The sequence below is a fragment of the Bradyrhizobium sp. CCBAU 11434 genome, assembly GCF_028128895.1.
GTDB lineage: Bacteria > Pseudomonadota > Alphaproteobacteria > Rhizobiales > Xanthobacteraceae > Bradyrhizobium > Bradyrhizobium zhengyangense.
In genome coordinates this window covers 31,480-53,278 of record NZ_LBJX01000090.1, presented here as the reverse complement: position 1 = coordinate 53,278, position 21,799 = coordinate 31,480, and the positions used below count along the sequence as shown (strand labels likewise).

At 57.5% G+C, this 21,799-nt stretch carries 26 protein-coding genes; 1 reads left to right on the top strand and 25 read right to left on the bottom strand.

Features of this window, described 5'->3' with window-relative positions:
- Nucleotides 1-313: 313 nt before the first annotated feature.
- The 15 genes from XI06_RS21965 to XI06_RS21885 all read right to left on the bottom strand — a co-directional run bounded on the left by XI06_RS21965 (nt 314) and on the right by XI06_RS21885 (nt 10,554).
- Nucleotides 314-661 carry a (2Fe-2S) ferredoxin domain-containing protein gene (locus XI06_RS21965; RefSeq protein WP_271606462.1) on the bottom strand — a complete coding sequence of 116 codons (348 nt, stop codon included), beginning with the start codon at nt 659-661 and terminating at the stop codon, nt 314-316.
- 217 nt (nt 662-878) lie between these two features.
- The gene (locus XI06_RS21960; protein WP_271606461.1) at nt 879-1,256 is read right to left on the bottom strand and encodes a hypothetical protein; all 378 of its coding nucleotides are present in this window, start codon (nt 1,254-1,256) and stop codon (nt 879-881) included.
- A 556-nt stretch (nt 1,257-1,812) separates the two neighbouring features.
- Nucleotides 1,813-2,289, bottom strand: coding sequence for a Rieske (2Fe-2S) protein (locus tag XI06_RS21955; RefSeq protein WP_442869466.1), 477 nt, complete (start codon nt 2,287-2,289; stop codon nt 1,813-1,815).
- Entirely contained in the window at nt 2,286-2,678 is a 393-nt protein-coding gene (locus tag XI06_RS43935; protein WP_442868378.1) for a hypothetical protein, read from the bottom strand. Before XI06_RS43935 ends, XI06_RS21955 begins: the two co-directional genes overlap by 4 nt.
- Before the next feature lie 188 nt (nt 2,679-2,866).
- On the bottom strand, nt 2,867-3,925 hold the full coding sequence (locus XI06_RS21945; RefSeq protein WP_271606518.1) for a DegT/DnrJ/EryC1/StrS family aminotransferase: 1,059 nt from the start codon (nt 3,923-3,925) through the stop codon (nt 2,867-2,869).
- 41 nt (nt 3,926-3,966) lie between these two features.
- Nucleotides 3,967-4,236: a hypothetical protein gene (locus XI06_RS21940; protein WP_271606460.1), complete on the bottom strand. Its 270-nt coding sequence runs from the start codon at nt 4,234-4,236 to the stop codon at nt 3,967-3,969.
- A gap of 30 nt (nt 4,237-4,266) precedes the next feature.
- Nucleotides 4,267-4,626, bottom strand: a complete 360-nt coding sequence (locus XI06_RS21935) for a DUF3024 domain-containing protein (RefSeq protein ID WP_271606517.1) — start codon at nt 4,624-4,626, stop codon at nt 4,267-4,269.
- 236 nt (nt 4,627-4,862) lie between these two features.
- On the bottom strand, nt 4,863-5,177 hold the full coding sequence (locus XI06_RS21925) for a nitrogen fixation protein NifZ (protein ID WP_271606459.1): 315 nt from the start codon (nt 5,175-5,177) through the stop codon (nt 4,863-4,865).
- Between the two features lie 354 nt (nt 5,178-5,531).
- Nucleotides 5,532-5,756 (bottom strand): 4Fe-4S binding protein, encoded by a 225-nt coding sequence (locus XI06_RS21920; RefSeq protein ID WP_271606458.1) that lies wholly within the window; start codon nt 5,754-5,756, stop codon nt 5,532-5,534.
- A 10-nt stretch (nt 5,757-5,766) separates the two neighbouring features.
- Nucleotides 5,767-7,323, bottom strand: coding sequence for a nitrogenase cofactor biosynthesis protein NifB (gene nifB, locus XI06_RS21915; protein ID WP_271606457.1), 1,557 nt, complete (start codon nt 7,321-7,323; stop codon nt 5,767-5,769).
- A gap of 346 nt (nt 7,324-7,669) precedes the next feature.
- Nucleotides 7,670-7,864 (bottom strand): hypothetical protein, encoded by a 195-nt coding sequence (locus XI06_RS21910; protein ID WP_271606516.1) that lies wholly within the window; start codon nt 7,862-7,864, stop codon nt 7,670-7,672.
- A 659-nt stretch (nt 7,865-8,523) separates the two neighbouring features.
- Nucleotides 8,524-8,748: a putative nitrogen fixation protein NifT gene (gene nifT, locus XI06_RS21900; RefSeq protein ID WP_271606456.1), complete on the bottom strand. Its 225-nt coding sequence runs from the start codon at nt 8,746-8,748 to the stop codon at nt 8,524-8,526.
- Nucleotides 8,749-8,753: 5 nt separating this feature from the next.
- On the bottom strand, nt 8,754-9,926 hold the full coding sequence (gene nifS, locus XI06_RS21895) for a cysteine desulfurase NifS (protein ID WP_271606455.1): 1,173 nt from the start codon (nt 9,924-9,926) through the stop codon (nt 8,754-8,756).
- 4 nt (nt 9,927-9,930) lie between these two features.
- Complete coding sequence (locus XI06_RS21890; RefSeq protein ID WP_271606454.1) at nt 9,931-10,215, bottom strand: NifU family protein; 285 nt, start codon at nt 10,213-10,215, stop codon at nt 9,931-9,933.
- Nucleotides 10,216-10,233: 18 nt separating this feature from the next.
- Complete coding sequence (locus XI06_RS21885) at nt 10,234-10,554, bottom strand: HesB/IscA family protein (RefSeq protein ID WP_271606453.1); 321 nt, start codon at nt 10,552-10,554, stop codon at nt 10,234-10,236.
- A gap of 274 nt (nt 10,555-10,828) precedes the next feature.
- Between XI06_RS21885 and XI06_RS21880 the strand changes: the two genes are divergently transcribed.
- Entirely contained in the window at nt 10,829-11,419 is a 591-nt protein-coding gene (locus XI06_RS21880; RefSeq protein WP_271606452.1) for a hypothetical protein, read from the top strand.
- Between the two features lie 9 nt (nt 11,420-11,428).
- Here the strand turns inward: XI06_RS21880 and XI06_RS21875 are convergent, their stop codons facing one another.
- The 10 genes from XI06_RS21875 to nifD all read right to left on the bottom strand — a co-directional run bounded on the left by XI06_RS21875 (nt 11,429) and on the right by nifD (nt 21,688).
- Complete coding sequence (locus XI06_RS21875; protein ID WP_271606451.1) at nt 11,429-11,821, bottom strand: Rieske (2Fe-2S) protein; 393 nt, start codon at nt 11,819-11,821, stop codon at nt 11,429-11,431.
- Between the two features lie 843 nt (nt 11,822-12,664).
- Nucleotides 12,665-13,144, bottom strand: coding sequence for a hypothetical protein (locus tag XI06_RS21870; RefSeq protein WP_271606450.1), 480 nt, complete (start codon nt 13,142-13,144; stop codon nt 12,665-12,667).
- 877 nt (nt 13,145-14,021) lie between these two features.
- On the bottom strand, nt 14,022-14,318 hold the full coding sequence (gene fdxB, locus XI06_RS21865; RefSeq protein WP_271606449.1) for a ferredoxin III, nif-specific: 297 nt from the start codon (nt 14,316-14,318) through the stop codon (nt 14,022-14,024).
- 11 nt (nt 14,319-14,329) lie between these two features.
- Nucleotides 14,330-14,530, bottom strand: a complete 201-nt coding sequence (locus tag XI06_RS21860; RefSeq protein ID WP_271606448.1) for a CCE_0567 family metalloprotein — start codon at nt 14,528-14,530, stop codon at nt 14,330-14,332.
- Nucleotides 14,527-15,003, bottom strand: coding sequence for a NifX-associated nitrogen fixation protein (locus XI06_RS21855; RefSeq protein WP_271606447.1), 477 nt, complete (start codon nt 15,001-15,003; stop codon nt 14,527-14,529). The genes XI06_RS21860 and XI06_RS21855 overlap by 4 nt, the downstream gene beginning before the upstream one ends.
- Nucleotides 15,004-15,009: 6 nt before the next feature.
- A complete protein-coding gene (gene nifX / locus XI06_RS21850) occupies nt 15,010-15,405 on the bottom strand; it encodes a nitrogen fixation protein NifX (protein ID WP_271606446.1) in 396 nt (131 codons plus the stop codon).
- Entirely contained in the window at nt 15,402-16,811 is a 1,410-nt protein-coding gene (gene nifN, locus XI06_RS21845) for a nitrogenase iron-molybdenum cofactor biosynthesis protein NifN (RefSeq protein ID WP_271606445.1), read from the bottom strand. The genes nifX and nifN overlap by 4 nt, the downstream gene beginning before the upstream one ends.
- 9 nt (nt 16,812-16,820) lie before the next feature.
- Nucleotides 16,821-18,467: a nitrogenase iron-molybdenum cofactor biosynthesis protein NifE gene (gene nifE / locus XI06_RS21840; RefSeq protein ID WP_271606444.1), complete on the bottom strand. Its 1,647-nt coding sequence runs from the start codon at nt 18,465-18,467 to the stop codon at nt 16,821-16,823.
- A 95-nt stretch (nt 18,468-18,562) separates the two neighbouring features.
- On the bottom strand, nt 18,563-20,119 hold the full coding sequence (gene nifK / locus XI06_RS21835) for a nitrogenase molybdenum-iron protein subunit beta (protein ID WP_271606443.1): 1,557 nt from the start codon (nt 20,117-20,119) through the stop codon (nt 18,563-18,565).
- A gap of 66 nt (nt 20,120-20,185) precedes the next feature.
- The gene (nifD, locus tag XI06_RS21830; RefSeq protein WP_271606515.1) at nt 20,186-21,688 is read right to left on the bottom strand and encodes a nitrogenase molybdenum-iron protein alpha chain; all 1,503 of its coding nucleotides are present in this window, start codon (nt 21,686-21,688) and stop codon (nt 20,186-20,188) included.
- Between the last annotated feature and the right edge of the window lie 111 nt (nt 21,689-21,799).

Here is a 21,799-nt window from a genome sequence, read left to right as displayed (position 1 = left end):
CAAGGGCGCGTCGTTTCGCGAAACGCCGGAGCCATTTGCAGCAAAGATCTTGCTCTGAGCTACGGATCGCGCGGCATGGGGTGAGCGTACAAAAACAGATCGACCCAGAATGCGCGCGTTGCAAAGGCGCCATTTGCCGATTGGGCCGGAGAAGAAAGGCGGCACGCGCGGAAACGTCAATGACTTGCTGTTCTCATCCGGGGCGCGATAGCTACGCTCAATCTCAGACGATCTGACCTCCGAGCGGCCAGCTCATTGCCGGACAAGCCGTCGATGCTCGCTACCCCGGGCAAGTGGCCGCTAATCGAGGCGTCTAGCTTCGCTTTAACACCATCACAAGGCGGTCGACACGTTTTCCCTGCTTGAGGTGGGAGTTTACAATTTCGTCAACATCCTCAGGCGTGGTCGCGCGATACCACACGCCATCGGGATAGACGACCATCAAGGGACCAGAGTTACAAAAGCCAAGGCAGCCTGCCATCGTGAAGCCAATATCGTTGAGGCCTTCCGCCTCGATCGCCTTGGCCATTCGATCCCACAGGGTTTGCGCGCCGGAGGCGCCACAGCTGCCGTGCGGATGAGTGGGCGGACGCTGCGTGTTGCAGGCAAAGACATGATGCCTATAAAGTTGAGGAAGCTCGAATTCGGTTTCTGTGTTCATGCGCCTATCCTGTGATCAACGTGCTTCATCTGAGAAGAGACAAGATGCGAGCACATCGCAACCCACAATCTCTTACGATTGAACGCCACTCGAGCAATTGATGCAAATGATTCCAATTCGCGCTTGCCAAGGCAGGCAAAATGAGTGCGCGCCATAGTGATCGTCGTCGCTGAAGATCCCAACCTCTTCTGCTCATCTCGATCTTTCTGCTCCCGCATCACTTGCTCACCATCCAACTTCTCCAAAGCAAGTTGCACACCAGATGCGCAACGTTCGTTTCTGCAACGATCTCTTGCTTTGCGCGACTTACAATTATTGCGAAGGTCGCGACAATGTCGTTCGGTTCTGTTTCGGACACGACAACCTCGCATAGCGTTTGACCTCCCGCTTCAACCTTCTGCAATTCGCACGCAGAATAACCGAGAAGCTCGGTTATTTTGCCCACCCCTTGCGCTATCAAATCTTGGAATGAGCAGCGAACTTCATGACCCTCGAGCCGCCTAGCGAGGAGCTCGAAGATCGTGCGGCGAATCGAGCGCCGTGTTCTGCCATGGGCGATCGGCTGGCCGCATTGACTGGCGCGAGCCCACAGCATCTTTTTCGCCCTGAAGCTGGACGCTGCGTCGCGCCGCTGCCCATCTATCGTTTGCTCAACAGATAGCGCCTGTCGCGAGAGCTCAACGAGGCAGGGACTGACGATGGTGACGCCATTCGAAGAGCGTCGCACGAACCAAGGTTTGGCATGGCAGTTGCAGCGCAGGCAACAACGCCAGCTGCACCGGCCGGCCTTCTGACACAGGATCGTCGTTCCTCATCCCCCAAACGATCCTGTCAGTCTGGGTCCCGCCATTCTCCAAGCCCAGACGATGCCCTCGGCGAACTTCCAGCCGCCGGGGGCATTTCCCCTCAAACATATCGACAGCGATAGGAAGCATGTCCCGCCTGCCGACTCATTTGACGAGCCAGCGCAAGAGCAGCTTGTTGGTGCTGCGGAGATCGCGGGGTGCAAGGTCGCAATCCGACGAGGTGCCCCGTTTTGTCTCACCCAACCAAAAGCTGTGACACGCGTCTACCAACGCTCATGAGTACAATGGCCTCATTTGAGGGCAAAGCGCCTCAGGGAGCTTGATCACAACAAAGCGATAGGCCCGTTAGTCCGGATGGATCGTGATATCCATGGTCTCGTCGCTGTCCCCGAAGGGGTCGGCAAACCGATCGTCCTCCAGCAGCTTGACCCCGCACAGGCAAACGTCACCTTCGATCACGGCGAGCGCTACCGGCTCAAGCGATTGTCCATCACAGGGGCCGTCGATGCACATCCCAGTGTCGATCTCGAATCTCGCTCCGTGCCGGCCGCATCTAAGAAAGGAGCGGTCCGCCGAGAAGAACGTACCGGAGCCGATGTTCAGCCAGACGCTCTCATGCGGACAACGATTCACGTAACCAAAATAGTCATTGCCGAAGGTGCGCACCACAATAATCCGAAGCGGCCGGCTCTCGCCACTATCATCAATCCGTGACAGGCTAAAGCTCATGGCCCCACTTCGCTCGATGGCATCGGCCGGACAGACGACAAAAACATCGATCTGACAACCGCTCATCAGGTTGCCGATTATAGGTTCGCTCATCCTGGCCTCGCAGTTTCCTGCTTGAAGGCTTCGATCGCAGTCCGGCTCAGCTGAAAAATGCCCCGGCCACGCGCGAGCGCTCGATAGGCCGAGCCGGCACGGGTGTTGAGGACGTCAAACCACTGGTTCGGCGTGAGCTTCGCCGGACGCTCGCTGATTTGGATCACCCTTCCGTTAGGAGCGAAGCGGACGTGGATGATGACTTGTTGCGAGTTCATACCGATCCCCTGTTTTGGTAACTCTAAAGATCCTGAGCGGACACTGAGACTCTCGACTTTGATGCGCTTGGTTTTTGGCACCTTGGCGCATAGGCTCTGAAGCCGCGCCTTGGACGCGCCGCCTTCTCTGCTATCGAGCAGGTCTTCTTCGCGCTCGCTAGGAGCATTCATCTTGCGGCCTTAAGTCGGGTGCATGCCTCCAGCGGCATGCGGCGCGCTCCCAGCATGTGGGGCACGATGTATCCGACAACGCTGCCACAAACGACGATCCTGGGTCCGTTGCTCATCTCTTGCGATGAGACCTACCACGCTCATCGCAACTCAACCCTCGTTGTTCCGTGTCGTGGATGACGATCATCTTAGTAAATCGCGGCACCCGCTCCCACGTTTATTGACGCATCTTTCATGGTCTCGACGATAAACTCGATCTGCTTGTTCGTCAGATGGGTGTGAAACGGAAGCGCAACAGCGCGATCTGCTACTTTTTCCGCGACCAGGAAATCGCCACGCCGATAGCCAAAGTCAAAGTAGTGGCGTTGCAAGTCCAGCCGTTGGCTATAGGCGACGCATTCAACCTGCGTGGCGCGCAGATCATCGATAATGGCGTCGCGCCCCGATCGCGTGAAGCGCGTCCCCAGATGAACGAGATAAAGCAACCAGTTCACCTCGGTCACATCGGGGCCAACATAAGGTGGCTTGATGCCCTCAAATGATTGCATATGCGCGTTATAGAGCTGCTCGACGAATCGACGCCGCTCCATGATTTCATTGAGACGCTTGAGCTGCGCTAGACCCAAGGCAGCCGTGAGATCGCTCATGCCGGCCTGATAAGGTGCCGTGCGACCGACAACAACGGAAGAGCGCTCGTCCAGGCGATGGGCGCGATGGCGACCCAAGCCGAGCGCGATGTCGATATCGTCGGTCACCACCATTGCGCCTTCGCCACAGGTTAGGGCCACCGGCTGACCAAAGTCGAACACCGCGATGTCGCCAAACCGGCCGACGAGCTCACTCTCGTAGCTCGATCCGATCGCCTCGGTGGAATCCTCCAAAAGCAGCAGCTGATGGCGCTGCGCAACCGCGCGCAGCTCGGACCATCGCGCTGGGTGACCGTTGGGATTGCCGGCGACAATTGCCCGCGTGTTGGCCGTGATGCGCTCTTCGGCCTTCGCTGGGACTAATGCTCCCGACCAATAATCGATATCTGCAAATACCGCTCGTGCGCCTGCGAGACTGATGGCATGCGCGATCTCACGAAAGGAGTAGGGCGAGGCGATAACCTCGTGCCCAGGGCCTATGCCGAGCGCCCTCAGCGCAAGGAGGAGCCCTATGGTACCACTCGAGACCGCAATAGCATATTTGCGACCAAAGGTGATATCGGGATCGGACAGTGGAATGAATGATGTATTCTCCTCCACAGTGTCTGCGCCATAAAGCCGATACTCTGCGAGTGCAGTGCTCACCGCCCAACATTCCTTTTAGCCAATACGATGCCGGTCGCGCGCGTCGGATCGGGCGTAATCTGCACGCAGTGATCAGATCCATCGATCAGATGAAGGTCGAAACGCGGAAACTGCCTGAAGGGCTGATCCGCCACATCCGACGCATCACAGCGCACCCAAGCAAGTTGCGGAAAGCGGCGGCGCAGCTCGACAAACAGACCCATCTCGGCGCCCTCGGCTGCAAGCAGCCCCTCAATTTCGATCACTTCCTCCGCGGTGAGCGCCATCGCGGCTCCTCTTCTCCTAAAAGGTGGGGTTCATTGCCAAAACAGACGCTCAGGATCCGCATTCAATTCGTCGATTGCAGAAGTCAATCGATGGCAAAGGCTGTAAAATTCCCAGATTCCTCGCGCGTGGTTCTTGCGAAACAGCTTCCAGACCCCGCTCACGGTATCATAAAGAATCAGCGCGACATCGATGAGAGCGCCATCCTCCGTGATGTTGCGCGAGCAACATGGACTCTCGACGAGGTAGCCGCCCCTCACCGGCGTCACGTTCGGCGAGACGTAGAGATAGCGCCTGCGTGAGCTCAAGCCGCGCTCGATCCGTTTGCGATCGAGCTCGTTGGGGTGAGGCACCAGCCCGGCCTTTACCTTTCTCATCAGCGCAGCATTCATGGCGAAAGCCTCCATCCAAAGCACTGTGATTTCTTCCTCAAGCCCCGCTTACCAAAGGCGACAACGTAGATCGGCACGTTCGCCTCGGTATGGATCGCGACATTGATGATCTCTCCGGCCGCTCCGGCGACGAGCAAGATTCCTTCGGGCTCCGTATCGGGAATGAGTGGTCGTTGACAAGGTCGACTGCGGTCTTGGCCCGCTCACCACGCGATTGTTCGGAAAGCCACGCTGCGTCATGACTCCTCCGGCAACGGCATATCATCGACCTCTTCGTAGGTGTCCACCGGCTCCAGTTCCCTGCGCTTCATGCCAACTCGGTAGCCGCTTTCCAGATATTCGACGCCATAGATGTAGAATTGCTGCACGAACGTGCCGATCGATACGACGTAACCCACCTCTCCCTTCTTGACTAAAACGTCGCCAATCTCCTTGCCGCGATAGGTGCCATCATTGCGGATGGTGCGATTGGCTCGCACCTTTTGGCCAAAGCTGAAGACAGGCGGCTCGGTGAGCTCGACGACGTCGCTGTCGCGAACGATGCTGTTCATGTATCGCTCCTCATGCATCGCTTCTTTGGAGATGCGGGGAGCCGCCGCGCCTACCGCAGGCGACCCTGCCTCACTTCATCATCGCGCGGCATCGTCAGTCACATCGACCATGGCAGCGCTGCCGAGAAGGCCGCTCTCGGCAGCGCAAACCGCCTTTGCACCACCGCGCGGAATGAAATGCCCGCCAGGGCCGTGCTGCCGAGCAGCTACAGCACGAACGCACGGCAATCCAGCGCAGTCCTCGTCCGGGATGGAGGACCGAACATCGGCGCCTGCGCCGCCGCCAACGCGCAGCACGTAGCTAATAACGCTTTCTGAACCAGCTCTTGGCATGCCATTCATGGGCCTCACGCTTTAAGCTGGCGCCTGGTAACGCGGCAAGGATGTGTCAACCACGCAGGTATTGTCGACCGGACAGGCGGCGACACATTGCGGCTCGTCGAAATGGCCAACACATTCAGTGCATTTCACCGCTTCAATGACGAAGCTCCCTCCCTTCTCCGAGATGGCATCGTTCGGGCATAAGGGTTCGCAGGCTGAGCAGCTCGTACACTGCGAGGCGACAATCTTGAATGGCACGTAGCCCCCTTTACGCTGCAGAGATGAGAGATCCTTGCCGGATCGCGGCGTCGCCGCGCTGCACGTGCTGGATCTCCCCGCGTTTCACCTTGTCCAGATAGGATTTGAACCAGGCGATCGCCGACTTCTCAATGAACTCATGTGCGTATTGATCGACCGGCTCGATCCCCGCCTTGATCAGTTTGCTTTTCGGGCAGCCGCCGATCTTGGACACGAAGACCGCATGGCAGTCATGGATGCCCCCCATGATGGCGGAAAGCCTGTCCTCCTCGCCATAACCGCCCTGGCAGTAAACGTCCACGCGGCGGTGGCCGACGAATTTGGCGCCGGATATAGAAAGTTCGTAAACCTGGAATTCCTTTGCATGCCCAAAGTGCTCGTTGATCAACCCCGAGCCCTTGGTTGCGACGGCCACTAGAAGAGTGATCGCGCTCATCTCTCCGGCACATTCGGCAAGCTCCTTTTGGCCGGCCGCGACTTTGGCGGCACGCTCACGCTCTACCCTGCTCTGATATGCCTTGCGCATCTCTAAGTCATATTGGACGTCCATTTTCATGAGCTGATTGGTAGTGAACTCAGCGCTGCGATCCTCCCCGAGTAGACCGACCGCATCGGCGCGGCACTGGCGGCAATGCCGCATCATTTTTATCTCCCCTTCACAAGCATCTTGCAGCGCCTTCAATTCCCACGCGGTCGGTCCGCGCTGACCGTTGAGGCCAAATACCGTGCCGTGCTCGGGCGCGGAGATCAGCGGCATGATATTGTGAAGGAAGGCACCGCGCGACTTCACCGCCTTGTTGACCTCGACCAAGTGGCGGTCGTTGATGTTTGGAATCATCACCGAGTTGACTTTGCACAGGATGCCCCGTTCGCTAAGCATCTCAAGGCCTTGCAGCTGGCGATCGGTGAGTATCCTGGCCGCGTCCATGCCGGTGTAGCGCTTGTGGTTGAAGAAGATCCATGGATAGATGTTGGCGCCGATTTCGGGATCGACCATGTTGATGGTGATGGTGACGTGGTCAATTTTGGACCTGGCGATGGTATCAATATGATCGGGCAGAGCCAGTCCGTTGGTTGACAAACAGAGCTTGATATCCGGAGCCGCCTTGGCGACCAGCTCGAAGGTCTTGAACGTCTTTGCTGGATTGGCCAGGGGGTCGCCGGGACCAGCGATGCCAAGAACCGTCATCTGCGGAATGGCGGTCGCGACCGCGAGCACTTTTCTTACCGCCTGCTCGGGCGTGAGCTTCTCGCTCACCACACCCGGACGCGATTCATTGGCGCAGTCGTATTTTCGGTTGCAGTAGTTGCACTGGATGTTGCAGGCAGGCGCGACCGCGACATGCATGCGGGCGTAATGATGATGCGCTTCTTCGCTGTAGCAGGGATGGTTCTTGACCTTTTCCCAGATTTCGATCGGCAGATCGCCTTGCCCTGCCTGCGAGCCGCAGCTCGCCTGCCCGGTGTTGGCCGAAGTGCGGCAGCTCTTATGCTCGGCGGGGGGCTTCATCTTGCCGCCATCCACTGCAGCTTTGACATATTTTCCGCGTCCGACGACCACGTTCATTTTCAGCTTTCCCTGCAGGCATCATCGGCCTCCCAGGACCATCCGTGAGCGAGCCTCAAGAAGCTGGGTAGCAACTTGCATGCCATGGCGGAGACGATGAAATTGCAGTCATACGCCAACGGGTTAGCGGAAACGATGGGCGCTGGCTCATGTAAGAACATGCAATGATGCGCTTGTTGTCAGTGCGACAGATACGTCGTCATTCTCACGCAGCGCACCATGGCTTGCGCATTCATTCTCGTGCTGAGCTCGCCGGAACCCGGCTCCATCTGAACCCGTTCTTCTCGCGTTGCGGCTCTCGCAAATAAGTCGATACGAGCTGCCGGATTCGGGCTTCACAAGGACGCTAATGGGTGATCAGTATCTCAACCGCGCAAGGGAGCCCAATCGCAAGCGGTGTAAGGCCTTGCTCGAGTAAAAAGCGGACCTCGTTGCGAGAGAGCGCGTCCGGATCAACGATCTCATAGTGGTCGTCGGCCCAGCGCTTGATGATCTGCCGGGCATAGCTGCGCAAGAGCTGGTCTTTGAAGCGACAGCCGATGAAGAGAAAGGTCTGTCCGGTTCGCCTTTCCTTGATGATGTCCGGGGTGTCTGAATGTCGATTTCGGTCAACGCCTCGACATAGTCAGCGTTGGAGATAAGAAAGTTGTTGGCCGGCTGCACGCTGCCATGCGGCTTGTACAACACCGTCGCCCAGCTGCCGGCCACGGCACTGTCGACCTCTTGGCCGAGTGAATCGTAAAAGCGATACCAGCGATTGTCGCCAATGCCGATGCGGGTGATACCCTGCACTTCGCCCCATCCATCGCGCTCACCCAGCGCCGCGCGCATGGCGGCATTATACCAACGTCGACTATGACGGACAGGGACAGGGACGCAAGATGGTGGTGCAACCGTGTCGGCTCGACTGGCCGAGCGAAGGCCTGCATCATCAATGCCGTCACGGCGCACCGGTGTTTTCTGATCTCGATATGCTGAGCCGAGGCCCACGCATTGCCCCTAGCCCGCCGCGGCGGTGTAACCTTGCTCGCGAAGAAGCTGGCCAACGCCTCTGGCGTGGTCGGCATATCGGATCTGCACAATTCGGCGAGGCCAGGACAGCGATAGGGAATGACGCTCGCGGCCCTCAGCCCGGCAGCGATGTCCACGAGCATCGCCTTGCATCGGCAGCATCGACAAAGCCGATCTGTAGGGCCGCCTTCACGGATCGTCCCCGTTTTCGCCCCGTTTTTTGGCGTTAATTGTGACCGGTAACCCTGTGCCGCTCGGCATCTCAGGCAAATCCAGCACCCAACCATTAGCCACTTTGATCCAGCCGCCCCATAGCGTCTCGTACTCGCATTCAACGATCGGCTCTTCGAGATCCTTTTTTGGCACGTAGATCGACAGGCCCGCGTCCGGAGACCGGCGGATCATAATTTTCACGAGGTCTACTCCCTGACTGCGACGGGGGAGGTGGCACGCAGGCGAGCCACGATGTCCGACACTGCGCACACGACCTCATCGACCTCCGCGACGGAGGTTTCACGCGACAGAGAAAAGCGCACCGCGCCGTGCATCCGCCACTGCGGCACCTGCATGGCACGCAGAACATGCGATGGCTGAATGGAGCCGGAGTTGCAGGCTGATCCGAGCGACACAGCGATGCCCGCCCGATCGAGATGGTGTGCGATGGCTTCGCCTTCGAGATGGTCGAAGGCAATATTGGCCGTGTTCGCCAACCGATTGCCGGTGTCGCCGAGCACAACGCACCCGCCATTCTTCAAGATTCCGTGCTCAAGACGGTCACGCAAAGCGCCAATGCGATCGCGTTCGGGGTCAAGCCGCTCCGCCGCAAGCTCGGCGGCTTTCCCCAGGCCAACAATGCCGGGAATATTCTCAGTCCCGCCTCGGCGCCCTCGTTCCTGTGATCCGCCGCAGATCAGCGGCCGGAATTTTGTCCCTTTGCGCAAATATAGCGCGCCGATCCCCTTGGGGCCGTGCAGTTTGTGCCCGGATAGCGACAGCATGTCGATCGCACTGTCCTTCAGGTTCACGCACACCTTACCGATGGCCTGGACCGCATCAGTGTGAAACAGTGCACCCGCCTCGCGGGCCAACCCGGCCAGACACTCCACCGGAAACATCGTTCCGGTCTCGTTGTTGGCCCACATAACCGAGGCAATCGCTGTGCGTGGCCCGAGTGCGCCGCGAAACGCCTCGATGTCGAGCCGGCCGCGGGAATCTACGGGTACGATGTGCGTCTTGACTCCTCTTGTCGCCAATTGATCGGTTAGCGCAAGAACGGCGGAGTGCTCTACCGAGGTCGTGACGATTTCGTCGCGGTCTTCGTATGTCGCAAGCGCAGAGAGGATCGCGGCATTATTGGCCTCGGTCCCTCCCGAGGTAAAAACGATCTCATGATCGCATGCGTTCCCTAGCAGGATACGCAAGCTACGCCGGGCCTGCCTCACAGCGACTGCGACCTCGCTGCCAGAGGCATGCGTGGACGAAGCATTTCCGAATTGCTCGGTGAAGAACGGCAACATGGCTTGCACGACGGATGGATCGGTCCGAGTCGTTGCATTGTTATCGAGGTAAATCAGCATTCGATTTTCGCTCAATCCGCTACCTCGCCTGCAGCCGGGACGGGGACCAGTCGGACCAATTCGCCGAGTTTATCAACAAGCCGCGCGCCTGAATGCCTTTCAGCGTAACGCTCGAAAGCTTACGCAACGTGCGGGCAGCGGACAGCCTGACCATGATCCTGCTGCCATCCATCTCGATCAGGTGACAGTCACCTCCACCGCGTTGCAGATCGGGTCCGATTGCTTCGATGGCGCCGCGGAGGCGACGCTCTCGGTCTGCCGTAATGGGCGGCGATTGCCTCAGTTGTTCCGGTTCGGCGGGCATGCTTCGATGTCCTCCTTATCAGCTGAACGATTTTCCGCATGAGCAGTTCGCGGTGGCGTTCGGGTTGTGAAACGTAAAGCCAGAACTCTCCAGTGCCATCACGAAATCGATGGTCGTCCCGATCAGATGCTCACGGCTCTTGTTATCGACGAACACCTTCAGCCCGTCGCATTCAATCACGGTGTCGTCAGGCTTCGGTTCTTCGACCAGACCGATCTTGTATTTGAATCCATTGCAGCCGCCCGCTTCGATCATGACGCGCAGACCGCCGGTCGGGTGCGTCGACGATGAAATCGCGCTCTTGATTGCGTTCACTGCGCTATCCGTCAGGTTGATCACGGCTTTCCCTCATCAGCTTGGATCTGGCTGCTAAGGGCAAGTCACGTGCCAGCGCGCAGACGCTTGATGATGCTCACTTTTTAGGATCGCGCCTGTTGGCGTTCAAACCGGTGTCGGGTTCCCGACAAGGCTCCTTGAGGCGATAGCAGCCACTGACGCGTTTTCTTCTAAGCTACTGCGAAGGCCGCTACTACACATGCGACGGCAAGCAATTTGCATCGCTTCTCGCACCGGCCAAGGCGCCGGTGAAGAGTTTAGATCGAGGAAGAGTTTAATGACTGCAATCGAGAACACCGCACTCGGCAGATTTGAGAAGGAGGGCCGCCTGCTCAATGCCGTACTCAAAGGCGGGACTACCAAGCCGGGCCGGTTCGGCTTTCGCGGCGATGTGGCACTAAAATTCCAGGCGCAGGTCGCGGACGAGAAACGGCCGCCAGACTACTCGATTGAGCAGGTGTTGACGATCGCGCAGGACGGCGAACGCACTATTCCGGTGCTGGCCGGCTACCTGCATTCCTTCGCCTATCTTGCTGACGTCGCGACCGTCCTTGACGGCTCCTTAAGCCCAACTGGCAGCTATTTCATGTTTTGCAACAACATTGATTTACTGGCGAAGTACCGGGTCAAGTTCGGTGATATTAGCTTCCACGTCCTACCGTGCGATGAATCCACGGTTTGGAAGGAGATGATGGACCTGGTCGGGCTCAACAAGGACGACATCAAGAAACTCGATTCGGGGGGCAAGCTTGATTACCTCCTCGATGCCGCAAAGGATCTCGACCTATCCTATGAGGAGATCTCGTACGACGAGGGGCTAAAGAGGATGGAGCCCGTGAAAAACCGCAACGAGAACCGGCCGGTCTGAGCGCTAACTTCAGTTGTTGGTCGATGCATCGTCTTCGACAAGATGCACGCCAACAACGCAGATATCACCGTCCAGAACTGCCAACGCGATCGGCGTGAGTACCCTACCTTGACATGAACCTTCGACGCACCGGCCGGTGCCGAGTTCGAAGGTCGAACCATGCTTGCCGCACATCAGCCGGGTACCGTATGGATCGAGGAATTCGTTCCGCTGCCAGTCCAAATTGACGCCGTTGTGCGGACATCTATTGACGTAGCCAAGCACCCTTTTGCCCCAGCGCACCACAATGATAGACCACGGCCGGTTATTGCCGTGGTCATCGACGACCATAAGATGGAATCCCATGGCCTGGCGGCTCGGGATGTCGTTAAACTTGCAGATCGCGTAGATACTTGGCGTCATTTATCGCCCATTCATCGCAAGACGATTTTCATTGTCGCTGTGCAATCAACCTGCAAGAACCGTACAAGTGCCGGGCTGATAGCGTCTGAGGCAATCCAACGCGCAAGCCCGCCATTGCTGGCTCACCCAATTACCCGACGCATAATTCAGACCAATCAGTTCGACATTTTGGGCCTTGATGCCGTTTCCATGAAGGCCGTACAGCCGCAGCTTTCGGGTCCAGGCCCTCTGCACCATTTGCTGGAGAGCTGCCTGCGAAGGCTGGTCGTTGCTGCTCGTTGATGGCCACTCCGTAGGTCCCCCGGTACGCCCACTCGGATCGCATCCCACCGCAGCTTCGTAAGCGCCTTTGAAGAAAGGTTGAACGGACGTTTCGGCGGGGGCGACGTAGCGAGCGTGCGCCCCCTTTGAAGCAAGACCCTTGAGACCGGCATAGAACGGGTCAAATGTCCGTCATTTCAGGCCCACTGCTGCTATTGCAGCAGATTTACTCCATGTGCATCCCCCTAAGAGCGCGCTCCAAGTAAATTGAAGGGTCATCGTCCGACGAATCCGTTTCGTAGTTTGTCTGAGGACCGACATCACTGCCCCCATCTTTGGAAGGATACTTCGTAGGCTTGCCTATCCGCTGCCACTCATCGTTCTCGTTCTTCGCCCAGACCTCGGGGCGCTGGTGAGGATCAAGCACCCAGTGGTTACGACCCACGGGAACAAAACCCATGTCCGCCAGACGAGGTTCCATGCCCGCTAGGGCCGGCCGCGACAAGATCAGCGGATGGTCCCCATCCTCTCGCAGTTGATGTTCGAGCAAGATATCACCAGCGTTCTCGACAAGCGGATGAGTCACCTAAGATCGACGACGGACGTGATATCGTTGCGTCCAAACTGCTGCTGAAAATGGTCTCCTTTAATCCGAGCCGGGCCTCCTGCTCTTAGAAGCCCGACAATTTCGTCGCCCAACCGGTAGCTGTAAAATCGTGCTGGTTCATTTGGATCGTCGTACGTGTTGGCGTAACTTCCAGCAACCGTTGCTACGCGCTCAGCCTTCTGGGAGACGAAGTCCGAGTACTCTTCTGGATTCTCGGCGATGTGCCTGATATCATTGCGCAAGAATCTCTCAACTCCGCGCAAAAAGGAGTCTCGGTCGATCTCTCTAATGGGCGGTTCGGAAACGAGAGTATGACGCCGCTGGTTCGGATGACGACCCACCTCACTCCATTCCTGCAACTGTTTCCGCAAACTGGGGACTATCTTCCGCTGCTGACGAATCGTCAGTTTGGTTACCGGTTGTAAACTGGCTGGATGAGCCAACGCTTCTGCCATACATGAGAGCGCTCTCCTCTCGGCGAAGTTGCACGCAACTGAGCTCGTGCCGTGCAAGCTCTGCGGCTAGGATCGGATTCCTAGCCGACCACAACCTGACCAGAACACTTTGCGCTTCGGCGTGACTACGCGACGCACGCTGCGCGTGAGTTACAATGTCGCTGCGACAAGCCGCGATCTGTGGGTAGAATCGCACGCAAGATCGCCGGCTGCCGATCCGTCAAAGAGACCTACGTCTAACGATAATGACTCGCAGGTTCCTATCAGCAGATGGGTACCGGGCCCGACCAGGTACCCGCGCAACGACAATTAGAGACCTGCGCGCCAAGTGTTCCATGTCTGATTTGCGATGTGCTCTCGATGCTCTGTTGCAACGACTGTATACTCGGCAATGAATGTCGCCCGGCACCGGACGTGGGCAAAAAGACCAACTAAGGTGTTCCCGGCACTTCACGTTCTCAGATTCGACCATCTAGGCAGACATCATTGTCCACGATCGGCGGCGAGGCAGACACGTAAGCTTCTCCTGATCGCAAGCAGGCATGCACAGCATCCCCTCGGCTCAAATCGCCCAACGTAGTGGCTACCTGCCTTGAACTATACTGTTCGGACTCCATAATGACAGGCACTTCGATCTACTTAGCGCCGCGGGAGGCGCGGCTCGCCTTGAGGAGTGGCTTGTGAGCAACGGCTGTTGTATCGGCATAACATAGCCGGCCCCAACCATCACCGAGGCTTGTGCTTTAGCTCGCTCGATCTTGCTATTCGATGTTCAATCGAGATCCTTTCGCGCCGTCCTCACTATGCTTTCACCTGATCAAAATTGCACCTTTCCTCACCTATATCTCGCCTGCCGCGAGAGGACGAGTGTGTTCGCTCACGCCGCTGCAGGTGCGGCTGACGCGTGAGTCTGGCAGTTGGCGGGGCAAACCCTGGCGCATGCACCGCAGCCAATGCAGGCACCTTGATCATTCAGAACCATGACCTTCTTTTCGATCTCATCGTCGTCGTCATCGAGGTTGACAAATTCGCCATCCTCACTGATTCCTTTCAACATCATGACATCTCGGCCGCACACCTTGAAACAGCGGCCACAGCCGATGCACTTTTTGGCATCGATCGAGATCAGGTATTGTGGCGTCCAGTCGCGTCCATCTCGTGTTTGAAACGTCATGCCTTGCCCCTTTAAGTCTTTTCAAGCGCCTTCAAGTCGAGGCCCTTGCGCTCAAGTTCGGCATAGGCATCGTACGCCTTCTGCGCCACCACCATGATCGAGGTCCAGTTGATGGGTAATTCTTCCGAAAGGTCGTGCAAATTCATCTTGGCCTGTATCGCCTTGGCGGATACCTTCCTTAGTTCCGCCTTCAGTGTTTCACGATCGCTCATGAGTATCCCCAATAGTTTGCCACGTCCGGGAATTTCCGAATCAGGTCGATTCCATCGCTGACATATTTGTCGCCCTCCTGCGCGAGCTTTACGAAATTATCGAATCCAAAGCGATGCACATCGCGCAGCTGCTTGTTCACGGCAATCAGCCGGCCTGAGATGAGCACCATGCGGCCGAAGCCTTCATGATGCAGATCCAGAATCGGCTGGATCATCACGCCGGTCTCCCTCTCGATCGAGAGCGCGACCGCATCGAAGAATAGCTTGAGCCGCCACATCGTATCAGGATCAGGATCACCGATAATCGGCAATTCGCGCCGTTTCTTCTTGTCCAAGATATATGGTTCGAGCAGGTCGAGATCGCTCTTCGCCTCCCAGGCTCCGTTGGTATCCTGAGCACGCCAAATCTTGATCAACTCCTTAAGGAACGGCCCGTCGACGACGCTGCCCTGTTGCTCTATTTTTGCGGTCATATCATCTCATTCGTCGAACTCGAACGTACGCCGTCGGTCCTTTGCCATGGCCTTGCGTAGCCATGGAGGTGGCGTGCCCTTCAGTACTCGCTCAAGTTTTTCGAGCAACACCAGAATGCTTTCTGGTTTGTCCACCTTGATAGGATGGATCTTGTTGGCCACCACTCGCGCAGCCCCGGCACCACCAATGGCGGCGACGTAAAGGATTGCGCAATCCTTGATCGCCTCGATCTTCGGCGCCAACTTGTCGTCGTTGCCGTCTTCCTTAAGATCGCCCTCAAACTCAATCGCTTTGAGAAACACGTGCCCGCCAGGTGTGACATCGTAGATTGCGATATTCTTTGCCCAACCAAAATGGGCATCGACTCGTCTCAGGTCCTGAGTGGCAAACGCAACCTTCATCCAAACGCCTCCCCAGCCGCGCCGGTGGAGCTGCGATCGCCCGAGCAACGTGGCAGTCCGGACGCAGTCCGCCATCTATCGGGCGTAGGCTGATCGTTTTCCTCGCGGTGCGCGATCACGAGGTTGGCGATTTCGAAGATCCGATTGCGGGTACCACGATAGCCCACGGATAGTTGGTGTCCCGCACCAAGCCGATCGAACATCGGAAAACCCGTGCGATAGAACGGCAATTTCAGCCGAGCCGCCGCTTGCCTGCCATGCGAATGCGTGATCAGCAGGTCGCAATGGTGTGTTTTGGCAAGTCCTTCCAGATCCTCGAGGTCGCCAATGAGTACCTCCTTGGTCTTGATCCGCTCGATCACCTCCGACTGAGTGGTCGTCACGACCGCTGTCACCTGCGCGCCCATGTCGTGCAGCATGCCGGACAGATCGAACAGAAGATCTGGCTCAGCGCCGATAGCAACTTTGCGACCGCCAATATGGAAGTGTGCGTCCAGCATTGCATCGGCGAGCTGACCGCGCTGGCGCCGATATTTCAAGGGTATGGGGCGGCCGCTGATCTCGCTCAGGAAGGTCATGAATTCGTCGTTCGGACAGAGACCACACAGCCGCTCGAAGACACGAAAAGGCACGCCGGTTTTGACCTGCATGACCTCTGCCGCACGCTGCATCTGCGCCCCGATTGCAATCGTCCATCCGGCGCGCCCCATGCTCGCAATTTCGTCGACGCCGATGCCGCCGATGGTCGTTGGCGTATACTCATCGGGGATATGCCCATCGAGCGATCCCGCCAGGTCAGGGAGGAAGGACGGGCACAAGCCGAAATCCTCCACTATGGCGCGGAGTTCATCAATGTCGCCGGGCGTCAGGTGACATCCTGGCAGAACATTCACTTTCAATGGGTCCCGCAGGCCATTGGCGCTGGGCCCTTCCACCAGCACCTCCACAATGCGTGCCACAGCCTTCTCCCACCCGTCCTGGAACGCGCCCTTGAAATCAGGCGTCGAGACATACACCAGTGGCAACTTTGCGAGTTGCGGATGCTTTTTGCGGATTAGCTTGAGGTAGGCATCCACATCGTCGCCATTGGTCTCGGTGACACCGGTCGAGCAGATACCGATGATCCTTGGCTTGGTACGGTTGTAGATGTTCAGTATCGCCTGCTCGAGATTCTCATAACCGCCGAGTACGGTCGCGACCTCGCTCATCGCCGTGGTCTGCAACGGTACTGCCTCTTTGAAATGCCGGACGAAGAGCGTGAGCCCGAAGGATGTGCATCCCTGGGAGCCGTGCAGAAGCGGCATCGCCCCGCGCAGCCCCATGAAGGCGAATGCGCCACCGATCGGCTGACTCATCTTCAGCGGGTTGACAGCGCAGGCTTTCGTCGGCGCCGTGACGATGGCCATGACCCCTCCCTATTCCGCGGCCTGTCGCATGGCAGATGGCTCGGACACTAAGATACCTTCGATGCGTCTCTGGCAGCAGCCACCGGCCGCATTGGTATGCTCTCTCACCGCTGCGACGCTCCTCAGGCCGTGCGCGTAGATTGCATCCTCAATCGTGCCCAGATCGACCGTGTTACAGACGCAGATCTTCCTCGCGCGGCGCGCGGTTTCTCCGAGCGCCGGATCGCAGGCGATCGCTGCCGCCGGCGACTGCATCTGCTCCATCGCCTTGGCTAATGCCTGCCACGGTGCCGGTCGACGAAGCTGCTCCCACATCGGACTGGAGAGCGATTTGTCGATCTCCTCCACCAGCTTGACCATTCCGACATAGCCCATATAGGCGTGGCAACGCTCCTGGTTGATGTCGAGCCAGGGCATCGCCGCTTTCAGCGCGACGAACTGCGACTTGCCGCCCGATAGCATGATGTCCGCTTTTGCGTCCTTCAACATCTTATACATTTCGCGCGGCGTCATGTCCTCAATCATGTACGCATCCTGCCCCACGAGCTCCTTGATGCGGTCCTTGTCTTTCCTGGTTGATTTTTTGACGCTGGTTCCGACTAACTCAAGCCCTGCTTCCTGGAGTGCCGCAACGACCGACCATGACTTGACGCCGCCGGTAATCAACAAGGCCTTCTTGCCTTCGAACCGAGGCTTGTACGGCTCTATTGCAGCCCAGGCTCGCGCTTCCTCGCGCGCGATCACCGCTTCAGTGCGTCCGAGCAGATCTGTCGGCGCGCCGCGTTCAACCAATAAGCGTGCGATCTGACGCAGCGATTCGCTTGAATCTTGAATACCGTAGAACGACCCCTCGAAGAACGGGATCCCGTAGCGTTGCTCCATCTTGCGAGCGACGTTGATCATGGACTTTGAGCAGACCAACATCGCCGCCCGCGCGCGATGAGATGAAGCGACTTCCCGATACTTGCCATCGCCGGAGATACAGGAGAGAATCCGTACTCCAAGCTCGTCTAGCAATGGCTTTACTTGCCAGAGCTCTCCTGAAACGTTGTATTCCCCGATCAGGTTGATATCGTACGGCGTACTGTAATCCGGCTCTTGCGTCCCGATTACATAGTCGAGCAACGCCTCGCCTGCGAGCTTGTTACCGAGGTTCTTCGAGCCGACGAAGCCCGGGGAATTGATCGGGATCACTGGCTTTGCAAACCGTTGAGATGCTGCCTTACAGACTGTGTTGATGTCGTCGCCGATCATCGCAGGGATGCACGTTTGATAGACGAAGATGGCGGGAGGATCGCACTTGTCGATGATCTCCTTGATCGCTTTGCAGAGCCGCTTCTCGCCTCCGAATACAATATCGGTTTCGCTCAAATCGGTTGTGAAGGCCGTGCGCCACAGATCCGAGCCTGACGACGCCGCGCCGCGATTGTCCCAGGAGTTGCCTTCGCACGCGATCGAACCATGCACCAAGTGAGCGACATCGGTGAACGGCTGCAGCGCAACCTTGGCGCCATCGAACGCACAGCCGCCGGCAGCGCTACCCGGCTGCAGTTGTTTGGTGCAGCCGTTCTTGCGTTCAGCCTCCGACTTACTCCCGTTCTTGGCGCAGCCCGGCTCGTCAAAAATATTCTGGACCGTGGCCGCTAGTGATATCATCCCTTTTTCCTCTCAGCGCAAACTTTGCATGGTGAACGGTCGTGTGCTTGTGCCATCGCCGAGCTATTGGCGATGGCACGCGCCACGATCGCTCATCAACGAATGATGTCGAAGCTATAGTCAGTTTTGCCAAGAACGTTTGTCTTCTTGTCCATCTCATCGAAGACCTTGTCCAGGATCTTCACGAGCACATTCAGGCCGCCCTGATAGCCCCATAGGGGGGAGCGGTGATGGTGATGCCGATCAAAAACCGGAAAGCCGATGCGGATCAGTGGCGTTCCAGTATCGCGCTCCAGATACTTGCCATAGGTGTTGCCAATCAGAAAATCGACTGGCTCGGTGAACAGGAGTGAGCGCATGTGCCAGAGGTCCCGGCCCGGATAGGCTTGGCAGCCCTGCCCGAATGGCGAGCTTGCAAGCAGCATCTGCATTTTTTCGTGCCATGCCTTGCTGCCGTTCGTGGACAGCACATGGGTCGGTTCGGCGCCGAGTTCGAGCAGAAACGCAGCCAGCCCATAGCAAAGATCCGGATCGCCATAGATCGCGAACTTCTTGCCGTGGATATGCGCGCTGGAGTCAGCGATGGCGTCGACCAAGCGGCCACGTTCTCGCGCGAGCTGCTCGGGAATCTCCTTGCCGCTGATGCGTGACAGCGCCACGATAAAGTCATCCGTTGCGGATAAGCCCACCGGGTAGTTGAAGGATACGATGTCCTGCCCATGGTCAGCCACGAATGGCAGCGTTTTTTCGGTGCACCACTGCTGCATGGAGATTGTCGCCTTGGCGTGAACCGCGTTGGCCGCATCTTCCAGCGTCGTGCCTCCGTCATACATCCGGAATTCGCCGTCTGTCGGAGTATCGAAGACTTCAGAATTATCAGCGAGAATCGTGTGCTGGATGCCCATCAACGCCAAGATGCGCTTGATTTCGCGAAGGTTCCCGACGGTATAGCCATCGAACCCGCCAATGATGTTGATCGCCCCGTTCTGCTTGCGCTCCAGCTTCGGCGCTGTTCCGGCCTTACCGTCCCAAAAATGCTCCAGAATGCCCTTGAGCGCATTGTCATAACCGGTGACGTGGCTGCCGACGAACGCCGGCGTATGGGCGAATGGCACGTCGAAGTCCGCCGGGACCGAGCCCTTTTCTTTCGACGTTTTGATGAAGGCATTGAGGTCATCGCCGATCACCTCGGCCATGCAGGTGGTCGAGACCGCAATCATCTTGGGTTTGTACATGTTGTAGCTGTTCGCGAGCCCGTCGATCATGTTGTTCAGGCCGCCGAATACGGCAGCGTCTTCCGTCATCGACGAGGAGACGCAGGAAGAAGGCTCCTTAAAGTGCCGCGACAGATGGCTGCGGTAATAGGCAACGCAGCCTTGCGAGCCGTGGACGAAGGGCAGCGTGCCCTCAAAGCCAACAGAGGCGAATACGGCGCCAAGCGGCTGGCATGCCTTGGCCGGATTTACCGCTAGCGCCTCCCGCGCAAAGTTCTTTTCGCGATATTCGGCCGTCTTCGTCCATTCCTTGATGCGTTCGACCTCGGCGGGATCGCGCGGATTCTCGAATATCTTCTTCTTGGCCAGCATCTCCTGGTATTCTGGACCGCGGAACAGTTCGAGATGATCGAGCACGTGTTCGGCACTCTGCGCCATTGTTGAAATCCTTCACTATCGAGATTGGTGTCGCCCCGGCCTTCGCGCAGACCGAGATGAGTTGGTTTATTCTGCAGCCAGGAGCTTGGCCCTCGAAGCTTCCTTCCAGGGGGCCTTCGTTTTCTTCCAGACCGGCGAGTTGATGGCCATGTCCATGTCGCGCGCAAAGATGGCAAAGCCGTCATAGCCGTGATATGGGCCCGAATAGTCCCAGGAATGCATCTGCCGGAACGGCACACCCATCTTTTGAAAAACGTATTTTTCCTTGATGCCCGAGCCGACGAGGTCAGGCTGGAGCTTTTCGACGAAGCGCTCGAACTCATAGCCATTAATGTCATCGTAGATGAGTGTGCTGTCCTTTACGTAGTGCTGAGCTGTGCGCTGATAGTCGTCGTTGTGACCGAACTCGTAGCCGGTACCAATGACTTCCATCCCGAGGTCCTCGTATGCGCCAATCACATGACGCGGACGGAGCCCGCCGACGTACAGCATCACCGTCTTGCCCTCGAGGCGCGGGCGATATTTTGCGATCACAGCATTCACCAGCGGTTGATACTTTTCAATCACCCGCTCGGCGCCTTCCTTGATCTTGTCGTCGAAATAGCCCGCAATCTTGCGCAGCGACTCTGCGATCTTTGAAGGTCCGAAGAAGTTGTACTCGCACCAAGGGATACCGAACTTCTCTTCCATGTGGCGTGAGATGTAGTTCATGGAACGGTAGCAATGCAGAATGTTAAGTTTTGCCTTCGGCGTTGCCTCGAGTTCAGCCAGTGAACCGTCGCCGGACCACTGCGCGATCACCCTCAGGCCCATCTCCTCCAGCAGAATTCGCGATGACCAGGCGTCGCCGCCGATATTGTAGTCTCCGATGATGGCAACATCGTACGGCGTCGGCTCAAACTTTGGTTTGCCATCGGAGTCGAGCTGGCCGAAGATCCAATCGCGCACCGCGTCGTTGGCAATGTGATGGCCTAGTGACTGCGACACGCCCCGAAAGCCCTCACAACGGACCGGCACGATGGTCTTGCCGCCATACTCCTTGGATTTCGCTCTCGACACGGCCTCGATATCGTCACCGATTAATCCGATCGGACATTCCGATTGGATCGTGATGCCGTTGTTGAGGGGAAACAGCTCCTGGATTTCGTCAAGAATTTTGACCAGCTTTTTATCGCCACCGAATACGATATCCTTTTCCTGGAAATCGGAGGTGAACTGCAGGGTCACGAAGCTATCGATGCCTGTCGTGCCAACGTAATAATTGCGTCGCGAGCCCCACGAATATTGACCGCAGCCTACCGGGCCATGGCTGATATGGACCATGTCCTTGATCGGCCCCCAGACCACTCCCTTTGACCCTGCATAGGCGCAGCCTCTGATCGTCATCACGCCAGGTATGGATTTGATGTTGGACTTCACCCCGCAATCTGACTTGCCGGCTTGGTGAACGTTGAGGTGCTTGGCACGCCGTTTCGCGGTTTTCTCCGGATAGACCTTCAGCACCTCCTCGATCAGCTCTTTGTTGCGAGCCCTGATTTCTGCGATGCTCTGGGTCGTGGCGAGACTCATCTGATGTCCTTCAAAGGTTAGCTGTTGCGAGGGCGGCTTCTTGAGCAAGACTTTTGCAACCAGCATGCCAGCGCCTCGTGAACACCAAAAACATAGCAATCAAAATCGCTT

Coding starts and splice junctions, on each gene's coding strand:
- XI06_RS21965 (WP_271606462.1), bottom strand. CDS start 661: ATGAACACAGAAACCGAATTCGAGCTTCCTCAACTTTATAGGCATCAT.
- XI06_RS21960 (WP_271606461.1), bottom strand. CDS start 1,256: ATGCTGTGGGCTCGCGCCAGTCAATGCGGCCAGCCGATCGCCCATGGC.
- XI06_RS21955 (WP_442869466.1), bottom strand. CDS start 2,289: ATGAGCGAACCTATAATCGGCAACCTGATGAGCGGTTGTCAGATCGAT.
- XI06_RS43935 (WP_442868378.1), bottom strand. CDS start 2,678: ATGAATGCTCCTAGCGAGCGCGAAGAAGACCTGCTCGATAGCAGAGAA.
- XI06_RS21940 (WP_271606460.1), bottom strand. CDS start 4,236: ATGGCGCTCACCGCGGAGGAAGTGATCGAAATTGAGGGGCTGCTTGCA.
- XI06_RS21935 (WP_271606517.1), bottom strand. CDS start 4,626: ATGAATGCTGCGCTGATGAGAAAGGTAAAGGCCGGGCTGGTGCCTCAC.
- XI06_RS21925 (WP_271606459.1), bottom strand. CDS start 5,177: ATGAACAGCATCGTTCGCGACAGCGACGTCGTCGAGCTCACCGAGCCG.
- nifB (WP_271606457.1), bottom strand. CDS start 7,323: ATGAACGTGGTCGTCGGACGCGGAAAATATGTCAAAGCTGCAGTGGAT.
- XI06_RS21890 (WP_271606454.1), bottom strand. CDS start 10,215: ATGCCCGCCGAACCGGAACAACTGAGGCAATCGCCGCCCATTACGGCA.
- XI06_RS21880 (WP_271606452.1), top strand. CDS start 10,829: ATGACTGCAATCGAGAACACCGCACTCGGCAGATTTGAGAAGGAGGGC.
- XI06_RS21875 (WP_271606451.1), bottom strand. CDS start 11,821: ATGACGCCAAGTATCTACGCGATCTGCAAGTTTAACGACATCCCGAGC.
- XI06_RS21870 (WP_271606450.1), bottom strand. CDS start 13,144: ATGGCAGAAGCGTTGGCTCATCCAGCCAGTTTACAACCGGTAACCAAA.
- fdxB (WP_271606449.1), bottom strand. CDS start 14,318: ATGACGTTTCAAACACGAGATGGACGCGACTGGACGCCACAATACCTG.
- XI06_RS21860 (WP_271606448.1), bottom strand. CDS start 14,530: ATGAGCGATCGTGAAACACTGAAGGCGGAACTAAGGAAGGTATCCGCC.
- XI06_RS21855 (WP_271606447.1), bottom strand. CDS start 15,003: ATGACCGCAAAAATAGAGCAACAGGGCAGCGTCGTCGACGGGCCGTTC.
- nifX (WP_271606446.1), bottom strand. CDS start 15,405: ATGAAGGTTGCGTTTGCCACTCAGGACCTGAGACGAGTCGATGCCCAT.
- nifN (WP_271606445.1), bottom strand. CDS start 16,811: ATGGCCATCGTCACGGCGCCGACGAAAGCCTGCGCTGTCAACCCGCTG.
- nifE (WP_271606444.1), bottom strand. CDS start 18,467: ATGATATCACTAGCGGCCACGGTCCAGAATATTTTTGACGAGCCGGGC.
- nifK (WP_271606443.1), bottom strand. CDS start 20,119: ATGGCGCAGAGTGCCGAACACGTGCTCGATCATCTCGAACTGTTCCGC.
- nifD (WP_271606515.1), bottom strand. CDS start 21,688: ATGAGTCTCGCCACGACCCAGAGCATCGCAGAAATCAGGGCTCGCAAC.